The sequence below is a fragment of the Streptococcus mitis genome (genome assembly GCF_009496205.1).
Classification (GTDB): Bacteria; Bacillota; Bacilli; order Lactobacillales; family Streptococcaceae; genus Streptococcus; species Streptococcus mitis_BN.
Map to the genome: position 1 here is coordinate 16,636 of NZ_WIJO01000007.1, position 13,434 is coordinate 30,069.

The 13,434-nt window shown below is 41.2% G+C and carries 9 protein-coding genes; 6 read left to right on the forward strand and 3 right to left on the reverse strand.

Annotated features, from left to right (window positions below; translation table 11 throughout):
- Positions 1–4 precede the first annotated feature (4 nt).
- From aguB to GEZ85_RS02085, 3 genes are all read left to right on the forward strand, one after another.
- The gene (aguB, locus tag GEZ85_RS02075) at positions 5–880 is read left to right on the forward strand and encodes an N-carbamoylputrescine amidase (RefSeq protein WP_125451960.1); all 876 of its coding nucleotides are present in this window, start codon (positions 5–7) and stop codon (positions 878–880) included.
- A gap of 192 nt (positions 881–1,072) precedes the next feature.
- Positions 1,073–1,774, forward strand: a complete 702-nt coding sequence (locus tag GEZ85_RS02080) for a response regulator transcription factor (RefSeq protein ID WP_153209088.1) — start codon at positions 1,073–1,075, stop codon at positions 1,772–1,774.
- A complete protein-coding gene (locus GEZ85_RS02085) occupies positions 1,771–2,649 on the forward strand; it encodes a sensor histidine kinase (RefSeq protein ID WP_153209090.1) in 879 nt (292 codons plus the stop codon). The genes GEZ85_RS02080 and GEZ85_RS02085 overlap by 4 nt, the downstream gene beginning before the upstream one ends.
- A 40-nt stretch (positions 2,650–2,689) precedes the next feature.
- On the opposite strand, the gene GEZ85_RS02090 is transcribed toward GEZ85_RS02085, so the two are convergent.
- From GEZ85_RS02090 to GEZ85_RS02100, 3 genes are all read right to left on the reverse strand, one after another.
- A complete protein-coding gene (locus GEZ85_RS02090) occupies positions 2,690–3,442 on the reverse strand; it encodes an ABC transporter permease (RefSeq protein WP_153198904.1) in 753 nt (250 codons plus the stop codon).
- Positions 3,443–3,452: 10 nt separating this feature from the next.
- The gene (locus GEZ85_RS02095; protein ID WP_153198903.1) at positions 3,453–4,361 is read right to left on the reverse strand and encodes an ATP-binding cassette domain-containing protein; all 909 of its coding nucleotides are present in this window, start codon (positions 4,359–4,361) and stop codon (positions 3,453–3,455) included.
- A 141-nt stretch (positions 4,362–4,502) separates the two neighbouring features.
- Entirely contained in the window at positions 4,503–5,312 is an 810-nt protein-coding gene (locus tag GEZ85_RS02100) for a Cof-type HAD-IIB family hydrolase (protein WP_153198902.1), read from the reverse strand.
- A gap of 218 nt (positions 5,313–5,530) precedes the next feature.
- Between GEZ85_RS02100 and GEZ85_RS02105 the strand changes: the two genes are divergently transcribed.
- The 3 genes from GEZ85_RS02105 to addA all read left to right on the forward strand — a co-directional run bounded on the left by GEZ85_RS02105 (position 5,531) and on the right by addA (position 13,254).
- Complete coding sequence (locus tag GEZ85_RS02105) at positions 5,531–6,202, forward strand: CPBP family intramembrane glutamic endopeptidase (protein ID WP_153198901.1); 672 nt, start codon at positions 5,531–5,533, stop codon at positions 6,200–6,202.
- Positions 6,203–6,331: 129 nt separating this feature from the next.
- Entirely contained in the window at positions 6,332–9,607 is a 3,276-nt protein-coding gene (rexB, locus tag GEZ85_RS02110; RefSeq protein ID WP_153198900.1) for an ATP-dependent nuclease subunit B, read from the forward strand.
- Positions 9,604–13,254 carry a helicase-exonuclease AddAB subunit AddA gene (addA, locus tag GEZ85_RS02115; RefSeq protein ID WP_153198899.1) on the forward strand — a complete coding sequence of 1,217 codons (3,651 nt, stop codon included), beginning with the start codon at positions 9,604–9,606 and terminating at the stop codon, positions 13,252–13,254. Before rexB ends, addA begins: the two co-directional genes overlap by 4 nt.
- The last annotated feature ends 180 nt before the right edge of the window (positions 13,255–13,434 follow it).

Consider the following 13,434-nt stretch of genomic DNA (forward strand, 5'->3'; position numbering starts at 1 on the left):
AAAGATGAGAAATGTAAGAGTTGCAGCTATTCAGATGAAATGCGCTAAGGATGTGGCAACAAATATCCAAACCGCAGAGCGTTTAGTACGTCATGCTGCAGAACAAGGCGCACAAATTATTCTTTTACCCGAGTTGTTTGAACGTCCCTATTTCTGTCAGGAACGCAAGTATGACTACTATCAGCATGCCCAATCTGTAGTAGAAAATACTGCCATTCAGCATTTTAAGGTGATTGCTAAGGAACTACAAGTTGTTTTACCGATCAGTTTCTATGAAAAAGATGGCAATGTCTTGTATAACTCTATTGCCGTTATTGATGCAGATGGGGAAGTGCTGGGTGTTTATCGAAAGACCCACATACCAGACGACCATTACTATCAAGAGAAATTTTATTTTACGCCTGGCAATACAGGTTTCAAGGTCTGGGATACGCGCTACGCTAAGATTGGTATCGGTATCTGTTGGGATCAATGGTTCCCTGAAACAGCGCGCTGTCTTGCGTTAAATGGTGCTGAATTGCTCTTTTATCCTACAGCCATCGGTTCAGAGCCGATTTTGGATACAGATAGTTGTGGCCATTGGCAACGTACCATGCAAGGACACGCAGCAGCAAATATTGTTCCAGTTATTGCAGCCAATCGCTATGGCTTGGAAGAGGTCACGCCTAGTGAGGAAAATGGTGGACAGAGTTCCAGTCTTGACTTCTACGGTTCATCCTTTATGACGGATGAAACAGGAGCTATTCTAGAGCGAGCTGAAAGACAAGCTGAAGCTGTTCTGTTAGCTACTTATGACCTAGACAAGGGAGCAAGCGAACGCCTAAACTGGGGCTTGTTTCGAGATAGAAGACCCGAAATGTATCAACGAATTACGGACTAGTAGGGGAGAAATGAGAGAGATTCATTCTGCTAGACTAACTTCTTATTAGCAACTATAAGATACTAGGTCATCTAGCAAGTGGATTTTATATTTTAACTCTCTAAGGCTTTCTCGCGCTTTTATGCGAGGAGCTTTTCTGTTTAAGCTTTATCAATAAAACATGCTATAATAGTTGCAGAAAGGTTGGTATTTATGGCTAGGATATTGGTTATTGAAGACAATAGTGACATTCAAGAGATTTTGCGAACACTTCTTACTGAGGAGCATAAGGTGGTTCAAGCCTTTTCTGGTACAGAAGGAATCATGCGTTTTGACCAAGGTGGGATTGACCTCGTTTTGCTAGATATCATGCTTCCTGGGAAAAATGGGGATCAGGTTTTAAAAGCCATCAGGGAACAAAGTCAAACTCCAGTCATTATGCTAACAGCTTTGAGCGATAAAAAGTTAATCAGTCAATACCTCTTAGACGGTGCCAATGATTACATAGTCAAACCTTTTGATTTGGACGAAGTCTTTGCCAGAGTTACTGTTCAATTGCGTCAAAGCGCAGAAAAACAGCCTATGGAAATAGAAAAAACTGAAAATCTGCCACAAAACTTGAAAAATATCCAGTTTGATGCAGAAAGTTTTGAAATCAAAAATAGCCAGGAAATGATTCGCCTTGCCAAGAAAGAATGCTTGATTCTCCAAACTCTTCTTAAACATCCTAAGAAAATTTTTACTAAGGAAGAACTTTATGAATTGGTCTGGGAGGAGAGCTACCTACCTGGAGATAATACCCTCAATACGCATTTGAGTAATCTTCGTAAAAAATTAAACCAGCTTGACCCAAATCAAGAATATATTGAAACCATCTGGGGAGTTGGGGTAAGATTAAAAGGAGACAAGCAATGACCTACATGATAATTTTTGTCCTACTGATACTCCTAATTATTTTATCGATTGCATTGATTCGCTACCATCTAGCACTTAAAAACTTGAGTCAACAGATTGAAGACAAGATTCTCACAGGTAGTATGAAAAGAGTAGGGGTCAGCATTTTTTCCAAACATTTTTTACATCTCTACCAGCAGATTGAGAATTTATTTCAAGAAGTGGAACAATCTCGATTGGTTATGAAAAGGGAAAAGCAGACTCTGGATATGGCCATCAGCAATATCGCCCATGATATTCGGACGCCTTTGACTATCGCTTCAGGCTACACCCAACAATTGATAAAGTCTCCTGAAAACAAAGCAGAAACCCTACAAAAAATAGCCCAGCATCTTGATTTAGTTTCCAAACGTTTGGAAGCTCTCCTAGAATATCGTCGTTTGATGGAAGGGGCTGTCAAACCGAAACTGGAAGAAGTTGATCTTTCAACTTTTATCACCAAAAAGACTCTGGCCTATTATGATGTTTTTCAGGCAGCAAATATCACGCTTGATTTTAAAGTTGAAGCTGGTTTAAAAATGAGGACTGATGAAGATTTACTGGATCGAATTTTACAAAATCTGCTTGGAAATGTCCTCAAACATGGCAAGGAAGAAGCACGTCTATCTTTGAGAAAGGAAAAGGAACAGCTTGTCTTAGAGATTGCAAACCTTGTTAAACAGCCCATCAAAAGAATAGAAAATCTCAGTAATCGTTTTTATTCTGAAAATCTATCAGACACGGAAGAATCCTCTGGTTTAGGCCTTTATATCACTGAGGAATTATGTCATCTTCTCGGTACAGAGATGAAACTAAGCACAGATGGGAAATGGTTGTCGGTTTTCATTTATTTTTAACAAAAAGAAACCTCCTCTGTAGGCTAGAGGAGGTCATTTTTTATAGGCTTTTCTTTTTGAAAACTGCCAGTCCACTTAGATTAAAGATTACAATAACAACTAAAGTAACTATAAGTGTATAGAAAATGGACTCACTATTAGCAGTCATAGCATAGAAAAACTGCAATGATAAATATGGCAAAATTTTGATATTTGGAAAAATGAGCATTGGCATAGAAAGTAAGATAGAGCTGACCAAATATCCAATAAATACTGCAAGATAAGAATGACTAACATAGAGGATGAAGGAAACAATGGAAAGCCAAGCAAGGAGGCAAAGGAATTGAAGGGAAATGGTTATCAGTAGATTGCCAATAAAGCCATCAGGCATAGTGCCAAATCCATTTAAGATAGTTGCTGGAATAAAGGCAATCACAAGGCTGATGATAACTTGCAAGAGTGCAATACAAGTCAATACAAAAGCTTTCGCTAGAAAAAACTCGGTACGAGAGACACCCACTGTTAAATTATTTTTATAGAGTTTGCCGATTAAATCAACTCCAAGAACGAGGCAGGCTAGGATGATGCAGAGAAAAACGAGGTTTGAACCTTGACTAGATGCGTTGATCAGGGCTTGTACACCGTCCCAACCATGGGTTGGAATGTCTGGCTCCTCTGTCTGGATTGCCATTAGATGGCCAGTAGCTCCAAAAATAGCCCCCATTAACATGAGTACAAAGAGAATGAACTCTGTAATCCAGAATCCTTTGGAACGGAAAAGACGGTAAAAGTCTGCTTGAATGGTATGTGTCATGATTTTCCTCCTATTGGACCAATTGAGTGAAGTATTCTTCTAGGTTTTGACGGGCATAGTAAATCTCGTCAATGGCAACATCTGCCAAGGTTAATTCCTTGAGAATCTGTTTGACATCTTGTTCCTGACCAAAGATATGGATTTCATTCTCAGGATTGACAACCTTGAACTGGAGCTGAATTTGTTCTTTCAATACTTGACAAGCTTTCTCTTTATCAGCTGTCTTAAGAACAATGTAATCCTCACTTAGTGTTTCAAATTCAGCTTTGCTGATTTCACGGATAATCTTTCCTTGATCTAAAATACCAAAACGATTAGCTAGGAGATAGAGTTCTGACAAGATATGGCTAGAGATGAGAATGGTTATTCCTTTTTCTTGATTGAGCCGTTGAATCATGAGTCGAAATTCTTTAATACCGATTGGGTCGAGGCCGTTGATAGGTTCATCTAATATCAGGAAGTCTGGTTTGGATAGGAGGGCAATGGCGATACCAAGTCTTTGTTTCATTCCTAGCGAGAAATCACGAAAGACTTTCTTACCTGTATCTGACAAACCTACATAGTCTAGTGTTTCTAGAATGACTTGATCAGCATTTGGAATATGACGAATCATACAGTAATATTTCAGATTTTGGTAGGCTGTTAAGTGATTGTGAGCTACAGGTGATTCGATCACTGAACCTACTCGAGATAGAGCCTTGGTCCACTCATTTTCCGTTTTGCTGGAGAAGAGGGAAATAGTTCCTTTATCCGCAAACAGTAGTTGCGTAATAATTTTTATCAAGGTGGTTTTCCCAGCTCCATTCTTCCCGATAAGTCCATAAATATCTCCCTCTCTTATCGTTAGATGAAGATCCTGAAGAATAGCTTGTTTGTCGAAGTTTTTGGACAATCCATGAATGTCAAGTACTGTTTTCATGATTCTCTCCTTTTGATTTATTTTGTTAACTTTAGTATAAAGCATAGAAATCAAAGAAAGCTCAAGGATTTCTAAAGAGTTTCTAAAGTTTTAGGAATTCTTAAATATCAAAACCCAGTTGACATGAACTGGGCTTCTTTACTATAAAATATACTTCTCAATGGCACGCGCAACGCCGTCTTCTTCGTTGCTTGTTGTAACGTCATCCGCAAGAGATTTGACATAATCGCTGGCATTTCCCATTGCAATCCCAAGCCCTGCAAACTGGAGCATTTCGATATCGTTATTGGCATCGCCCATGGCCATGATTTCTGAGGAATCAAGCTTCAAAATCTCTGCTAATCGAGAAAGAGCGGTAGCCTTTGTCGTTCCAAGTGGCATGGCTTCATAAATAACAGGCTGCGAACGAACTCCACTAAAACGTTGGCAAAGCTCCTTAGCAAAACGCTCTTCAAAATCATCTGTTTGCTCTTTGGTGCCCAAAAACATACCTTGGAACATGCGATACTTGCCACTAGTTGCTTCCTCAAGGGAAATTTCTGTCAGGTCTGAAAAGACTAGCTTGGCATCATTTTGGATGACTTGATTGGGCTTGCCACCGAGGACAAAATAATGTTCCTCATCAAAAAGAGTCAACTGAACATCACTTTTTTCAGCTAGGTCATAGAGGTATTCGATGTCTGCTGGACTAAGTTCTTGCCAGTCAACCAGACTCCAATCACTTGTCTGGTGAGTTGAGCAACCGTTGTTAACAATAACATACTCATTCTGGAGGTCAAGCCCCAGTTTTTGATAGTAGGGGAGGACACCGAAAAGCGGGCGACCCGTACAGAGAACCAGTTTGACACCTTTTTCAATGGCTTTGTGAATAGCAGTAATGTGAGCTTGTGGGATTTCCTTGGCTTCATTGAGGAGGGTTCCGTCCATATCCAAGGCTAGTAGTTTAATCATAAGACTTCCTTCTTTATCTTTTGGTATTATTATAGCATATTTTGGAGAAGAAATTGATAGAAAGCTTGGGACCAATTGATTTTACAGTTTAGGATGTTTTGATAACAACTCATGATTTGAAGAGAATATTTCGCCAATATATGCTATACTAAATTTGTTATACAGTTAAGTAAACCATTATATTCAATAATCTAGTCAAGGAAAACAGAGGATTTAAGATGAAAAAACGAGCTATTCAGATTTTATTAGCATTGTCCTTAATTTTTTACAAATCAACTTGGTTTTGGGGGCTTTTCAATCATCTCGTAAAGCCTTATCTACCAGCAAGTCGTGAGTTTTTTCAGATTCTACTTTTGATGGAGAGTGGAGTTCTTTTATTAGCGGTCATCTATCTACTAGTTTTTGCAGGAAAGAAGACTTTTCATTTCAAGTGGCAGCTGAGGTACTTTATCTACCTTTTACTGGGCTACATCATTTCGTATATGTCGGACTTCCTCTTGTCTTATTTCATACCCTCGTCTTCAAATCAAATTTCTTTGAATGAAACGATAGAAATGATGGGGAGACAGGAATTACCCTATTTCTTGCTCATAGCTTGCTTCATCGGCCCTATTGCTGAGGAATTGATTTATCGCGGTGTGCTTATGACAACCTTTTTCAAAAACTCGCCTTGGTACGGAGATGTCTTGCTTTCTGCTATTATTTTCGGTTATATTCATATCAATTTCGCTTTAACACCTCTTGCTTTTTTCATTTATGCTAGTGGAGGTCTCATTTTAGCTCTACTGTATCGCATGACAAAAAGTCTCTACTATCCAATACTAGTTCATATTCTCATCAATATCACTGCCTTCTGGGATGTATGGTTACTCCTATTTTCAGGAAGTTAGCTTACTAAAACAATGTCGGAATTTTCCGGCATTTTCTTTTAAACAGGTGAGCAAGAACTGATTATTTTCAGACTTGGCTGGCTAATCATGGTATAATAAAAGGTAATGAAAAATTCCAACGAGGCAGAGATGAAATTACTTTATACTGATATTCGGACTTCTTTGACTGAAATTCTAACAAGAGAGGCGGAGGAGTTAGTTGCTGCTGACAAACGAGTCTTCTACATCGCCCCCAACTCTCTTTCTTTTGAAAAGGAACGCGCCGTGCTAGAATGCTTGTCCCAGCAGGCTTCTTTTGCGATTACCGTCACGCGCTTTGCGCAGATGGCTCGTTACCTGATCTTGAATGACTTGCCTGCTAAGACCAGTCTAGATGACATTGGTCTTGGGATGGCCTTTTACAAATGCCTCGCCGAACTTGATCCCAAAGACTTACGTGTTTATGGTACGATTAAGCAGGATACTCAGTTTATCCAGCAGTTGATTGAGCTTTACCACGAGATGACCAAAGCTCAGATGAGTTTTTTGGACTTGGAGAGTTTGACGGATGAGGACAAGCGAGCCGATTTACTCTTGATTTTTGAGAAAATAACGACCTACCTCAATCAAGAGCAGTTAGCTCAGGGAAGTCAGTTGTCCCATTTGATTGAGGCTATTGAGAATGACAAAGTTAGCAGTGATTTTACTCAAATCGCCTTGGTTATTGATGGCTTTACCCGTTTTTCTGCCGAAGAAGAGCGGATTGTGGACTTACTTCATGGCAAGGGTGTTGAGATTGTCATTGGAGCCTATGCTAGTAAGAAAGCCTATACTAGCCCTTTTAGCGAGGGCAATCTCTACCAAGCCAGTGTGGAGTTTCTCCATCATCTAGCCTCCAAATACCAAACGCCTGCTCAGGACTGTTCTCAAGCTCATGAGCAGATGGATAGCTTTGACAAGGCCTCTCGTTTGCTGGAGTCTTCTTATGACTTTTCAGAATTAACATTGGATGTTGATGAGAAGGATCGTGAAAACTTACAAATCTGGTCTTGTTTGACGCAAAAGGAGGAGTTGGAGCTAGTAGCCCGTAGCATTCGTCAGAAATTGCATGAGAACTCAGACCTGAGCTACAAGCATTTCCGTATTCTCTTGGGCGATGTAGCCTCTTATCAGTTATCTCTAAAAACGATTTTTGACCAGTACCAGATTCCTTTCTATCTTGGTAGAAGCGAATCCATGGCTCATCATCCCTTGACACAATTTGTCGAGTCTATTTTAGCTTTGAAACGCTATCGTTTCCGTCAGGAGGATTTGATAAACCTTCTTAGAACAGGTTTGTATACCGACCTTAGTCAGGCTGATATTGATGCTTTTGAGCAATATATCCGCTATCTTGGTATCAATGGCTTGCCAGCCTTTCAGCAAACCTTTACCAAATCCCACCATGGAAAATTTAATCTGGAACGTTTAAATGCTCTTCGTCTGCGTATTTTAACACCTCTTGAAACCCTCTTTGCTAACCGAAAACAAAAGGCTGAAAATCTCTTGAAAAAGTGGAATGTCTTTCTAAAAGAAGGAGCTGTGACTAATCAACTCCAAGATTTGACAGCCACTATGGAAGCTGTAGAACAGGAAAGACAAGTCGAAGTTTGGAAGGCTTTCTGTCATGTTTTAGAACAATTTGCGACTGTTTTTGCTGGTTCGCAAGTTAATCTAGAGGACTTTCTAGCCTTGCTACATTCTGGAATGAGTTTGTCCCAATACCGTACCATTCCAGCGACAGTGGGCACCGTTCTAGTGCAGAGTTACGATTTGATTGCGCCTTTGACAGCTGACTTTGTCTATGCCATTGGGCTAACACAGGACAATTTACCAAAAATCGCGCAGAATACCAGCCTTTTGACAGATGAAGAAAGGCAAAACCTAAACCAAACGACTGAAGAGGGAGCGCAATTGCAGATTGCCAGCAGTGAAAACCTCAAGAAAAATCGCTATACTATGCTTTCTTTGGTCAATTCTGCCCGTAAGCAGTTGGTCCTGTCAGCTCCAAGCCTTTTTAACGAAAGTGAAAGCAAGGAATCAATCTATCTTCAAGAGCTAGTCCATTTTGGTTTTAGTCGGAAAGAGAAGAGGATGAATCACAAAGGGCTGTCTAAGGAAGATATTGGGTCCTATCACAGTCTTTTGTCTAGTCTGGTTGCCTATCACCAGCAGGGCGAGATGAGTGAGACTGAGCAAGATTTGACATTTATTAAGGTTCTGGCGCGTGTCATGGGTAAAAAGTTAGACCAGCAAGGTTTGGAAAATCCAGCCCTCCCAAGCAGCCCAAGTAGCAAGCCCTTAGCCAAGGACACCTTACAAGCTCTCTATCCAGCTGACAAGGAGTTTTACCTGTCTACCTCTGGTTTGACGGAGTTTTACCGGAACCAATACAGTTATTTCCTCCGCTACGTTTTAGGCTTGCAGGAGGAATTGCGCCTGCGTCCAGATGCTCGTAGTCATGGGAATTTCTTACACCGCATTTTTGAACGAGCCTTGCAGTTGCCTGACGAAGATTCTTTTGACCAACGTTTAGAACAAGCTATTCAAGAAACCAGTCAAGAACGCGAATTTGAAGCTATTTATCAAGAAAATTTGGAAGCCCAGTTTACTAAAGAAGTTCTGCTTGATGTGGCGCGGACGACTGGACATATTCTCCGACACAATCCAGCCATCGAAACCATCAAAGAAGAGGCGAACTTCGGCGGTAAAGAGCAGGCCTTTATTCAATTGGATAATGGACGCAGTGTCTTTGTACGAGGTAAGGTTGACCGCATTGACCGATTGAAAGCTGATGGAGCGATTGGAGTGGTAGACTACAAATCCAGTCTGACTCAGTTCCAGTTTCCTCATTTCTTTAATGGACTCAATTCCCAGTTACCAACTTACTTAGCTGCCCTAAAAAGAGAAGGGGAGCAGAACTTTTTCGGTGCCATGTACTTGGAAATGGCTGAGCCTGTCCAATCTTTGATGGCCGTTAAAAGTCTGGCAGGTGCAGTAGTAGAAGCCAGCAAGTCTATGAAATACCAAGGCCTCTTTTTAGAAAAAGAAAGCAGTCATTTGGGTGAATTTTACAATAAAAACAAGGCAAATCAGCTGACGAATGAGGAATTCCAGCTCTTGCTGGACTACAATGCCCATCTGTACAAGAAAGCAGCTGAGAAGATTTTAGCAGGCCAGTTCGCCATTAACCCTTATACTGAAAATGGCAGAAGTATTGCACCGTATGTTCAGCAACATCAAGCCATTACAGGGTTTGAAGCCAATTACCACTTGGGTCAAGCCCGTTTCCTAGAGAAGTTAGACTTGGCTGACGGCAAACGTCTGGTCGGAGAAAAACTCAAGCAAGCTTGGTTTGAAAAAATAAGAGAGGAGTTGAATCGATGAAGCCCATTCCCTTTTTAACTGAGAAGGAAATTCAAAAACTGCAAGAAGCAGAAGCCCATTCGAGCAAGGAACAAAAGAAAACTGCCGAGCAAATAGAAGCCATCTACACTTCTGGGCAAAATATCCTGGTTTCAGCATCGGCTGGTTCGGGGAAGACTTTTGTCATGGCAGAGCGCATTCTGGACCAATTAACGCGTGGTGTCGAAATTTCTCAACTCTTTATCTCAACCTTTACCGTTAAGGCTGCGACTGAACTTAAAGAACGTTTAGAGAAAAAAATCAGCCAACAAATCCAAGAAACAGATGATATCGAGCTCAAACAACACTTGGGCCGCCAGTTGGCAGACCTACCCAACGCAGCCATCGGAACCATGGACTCTTTCACACAAAAATTCCTTGGCAAACATGGCTATCTGATTGATATTGCGCCTAATTTCCGTATTTTACAAAACCAAAGTGAGCAACTCCTTCTAAAAAACGAAGTCTTCCATGAGGTATTTGAAGCCCATTACCAAGGTAAGCAGAAAGAGAAGTTTAGTCATTTGCTGAAAAATTTTGCAGGGCGTGGCAAAGACGAACGGGGGCTGCGCCAGCAGGTCTATAAAATCTATGACTTCCTCCAATCCACCAGCAATCCTCAGAAATGGCTGAGCGAGTCTTTCCTCAAAGGCTTTGAAAAAGCTGATTTTAGCAGTGAAAAAGAAAAACTGACTGAGCAAATCAAACAAGCCCTTTGGGATTTGGAAAGCTTTTTCCGTTATCATCTGGACAATGATGCCAAAGAGTTCCCAAAGGCCGCTTATTTAGAAAATGTTCAGTTGATTCTGGATGAAATTGGCTCCTTAAATCAAGAGTCCGATAGTCAGGCTTATCAGGCAGTGCTTGCGCGTGTCGTCGCCATTTCAAAAGAGAAAAACGGCCGATCTCTGACTAATGCCAGTCGTAAGGCTGATTTGAAGCCACTGGCCGATGCCTACAACGAAGAGAGAAAGACCCAGTTTGCTAAACTAGGACAACTGTCAGACCAGATAACCATTCTCGACTATCAAGAACGTTATCATGGAGATACATGGGAACTAGCCAAGACTTTCCAAACCTTCATGAGTGATTTTGTAGAGGCTTATCGTCAGCGTAAACGCCAGGAAAATGCCTTTGAGTTCGCTGATATCAGTCATTATACTATTGAGATTTTAGAGAATTTCTCGCAAGTCCGTGAGGCTTATCAGGATCGCTTCCATGAAGTCATGGTAGACGAGTATCAGGATACCAACCATATTCAAGAACGGATGCTGGAATTGCTATCTAATGGCCACAATCGCTTTATGGTGGGAGATATCAAGCAGTCTATCTATCGTTTCCGTCAGGCAGATCCGCAGATTTTCAATGAAAAGTTCCAACGCTATGCGCAAAATCCAAAAGAGGGCAAGCTGATTCTCCTCAAAGAAAATTTCCGTAGTAGTTCAGAAGTGCTATCAGCAACCAATGATGTCTTTGAACGTCTCATGGACCAAGAGGTCGGCGAAATCAACTATGATAACATGCACCAGCTTGTTTTTGCCAATACCAAACTGACTCCTAATCCAGAAAACAAGGCAGAAATTCTCCTCTACGATAAGGATGACACAAGTGAGGAAGAAGAGGGGCAGGCAGAAACGAAACTAACAGGCGAAATGCGATTAGTTATCAAGGAAATTCTTAAACTTCATCAGGAACAAGGTGTTGCCTTTAAAGAAATTGCCCTTCTGACCTCCAGTCGCAGTCGTAATGATCAGATTCTTCTCGCTTTGTCTGAGTACGGGATTCCTGTCAAAACCGATGGAGAGCAAAACAATTATCTCCAATCCCTAGAAGTGCAAGTCATGCTAGATACCCTTCGTGTCATTCACAATCCCCTGCAAGACTACGCCTTAGTTGCCCTTATGAAGTCTCCAATGTTTAGCTTTGACGAGGACGAGTTAGCACGTTTATCTCTTCAGAAAGATGAGGACAAAGTTCAAGAGAATCTCTATGAAAAACTGGTCAATGCACAAAAACTGGCAAGTAGTCAAAAAAGCTTGATTCATACAGCTCTAGCTGAGAAACTAAATCAATTCATGAATATCTTGGCTTCTTGGCGTCTGTATGCCAAAACCCACTCCCTCTATGACTTGATTTGGAAGATTTACAACGACCGTTTTTATTATGACTATGTTGGGGCTTTGCCAAATGGGCCTGCTAGACAAGCTAATCTCTATGCCCTAGCACTGCGTGCTGATCAATTTGAAAAGAGCAATTTCAAGGGTTTGTCGCGTTTTATTCGTATGATTGATCAGGTTTTAGAAGCCCAGCACGATTTGGCAAGCGTGGCTGTCGCACCGCCAAAAGATGCAATAGAGCTCATGACCATTCACAAGAGTAAAGGGCTGGAGTTTCCTTACGTCTTTATTCTCAATATGGATCAAGATTTCAACAAGCAAGACTCTATGTCAGAAGTCATTCTCAGTCGTAAAAATGGACTAGGTGTCAAGTATATTGCCAAGATGGAGACAGGAGCAGTGGAAGCCTACTACCCTAAAACCATCAAACTCTCCATTCCTAGTCTGACCTATAGACAGAACGAAGAAGAATTACAGCTGGCAAGCTACTCAGAGCAGATGCGTCTGCTGTATGTTGCCATGACGAGGGCTGAGAAAAAGCTCTATCTTGTCGGCAAGGGTTCTCGTGAAAAGCTGGAAGGCAAAGAATTTCCTGCAGCTAAAAATGGAAAACTAAACAGCAACACTAGACTTCAAGCCAAGAATTTCCAAGATTGGCTTTGGGCTATCAGTAAAGTATTTGCCAAGGATCATCTCAACTTTAGCTATCGTTTTGTTGGTGAAGATCAGCTAACTAGAGAAGCTATCGGAGAGTTGGAAAACAAGAGCCCTCTCCAAGATAGCTCTCAAGCAGACAATCGTCAGTCAGAAACCATCAAAGAAGCTCTTGAAATGCTGAAAGAGGTAGAAGTCTATAATACTCTTCACCGCGCAGCTATTGAATTGCCAAGTGTTCAAACCCCAAGTCAAATCAAGAAATTCTACGAACCAGTTATGGATATGGAAGGTGTCGAGATTGCAGGTCAAGGTCAGTCAGTAGACAAGAAAATCAGCTTTGATTTGCCAGATTTTTCAACCAAAAAAAAGGTAACAGGAGCTGAGATTGGTAGTGCTACCCACGAACTCATGCAGAGAATTGACCTCAGTCAGCAACCAACACTTGCTAGCCTGACAGAAACTCTCAAACAAGTTCAAACCAGCCCAGCTGTTAGGGACAAGATTAACCTTGCTAAAATTCTTGCATTCTTTGACACAGCACTCGGTCAGGAAATTCTCGCTAATACCGACCATCTTTATCGCGAGCAACCTTTCTCCATGCTCAAACGAGACCAAAAGAGTCAGGAATACTTTGTTGTCCGTGGAATCTTGGACGGCTATCTGCTTTATGAGGACAGAATTGTTCTGTTCGACTACAAGACAGACCGCTATGATGAACCAAGTCAACTCATAGACCGTTATCGTGGTCAGTTAGCCCTATACGGAGAGGCTTTATCTCGAGCCTATTCGATTGAAAATATTGAGAAATACTTGATTTTACTAGGTAAAGACGAAGTTCAAGTTGTAAAAGTATAATTTATACTCTTCGAAAATCTCTTCAAACTACGTCAGCTTCAACTTGCCGTATATATGTGACTGACTTTGTCAGTCTTATCTACAACCTCAAAGCAGTGTTTTGAGCTGACTTCGGCAGTTATATCCGCAACCTCAAAGCAGTGCTTTGAGCAACCTGGGGCTAGTTTCCTAGTTTGCTCT

Coding starts and splice junctions, on each gene's coding strand:
- GEZ85_RS02085 (WP_153209090.1), top strand. CDS start 1,771: ATGACCTACATGATAATTTTTGTCCTACTGATACTCCTAATTATTTTA.
- GEZ85_RS02080 (WP_153209088.1), top strand. CDS start 1,073: ATGGCTAGGATATTGGTTATTGAAGACAATAGTGACATTCAAGAGATT.
- GEZ85_RS02100 (WP_153198902.1), bottom strand. CDS start 5,312: ATGATTAAACTACTAGCCTTGGATATGGACGGAACCCTCCTCAATGAA.
- GEZ85_RS02105 (WP_153198901.1), top strand. CDS start 5,531: ATGAAAAAACGAGCTATTCAGATTTTATTAGCATTGTCCTTAATTTTT.
- aguB (WP_125451960.1), top strand. CDS start 5: ATGAGAAATGTAAGAGTTGCAGCTATTCAGATGAAATGCGCTAAGGAT.
- GEZ85_RS02090 (WP_153198904.1), bottom strand. CDS start 3,442: ATGACACATACCATTCAAGCAGACTTTTACCGTCTTTTCCGTTCCAAA.
- GEZ85_RS02095 (WP_153198903.1), bottom strand. CDS start 4,361: ATGAAAACAGTACTTGACATTCATGGATTGTCCAAAAACTTCGACAAA.
- rexB (WP_153198900.1), top strand. CDS start 6,332: ATGAAATTACTTTATACTGATATTCGGACTTCTTTGACTGAAATTCTA.
- addA (WP_153198899.1), top strand. CDS start 9,604: ATGAAGCCCATTCCCTTTTTAACTGAGAAGGAAATTCAAAAACTGCAA.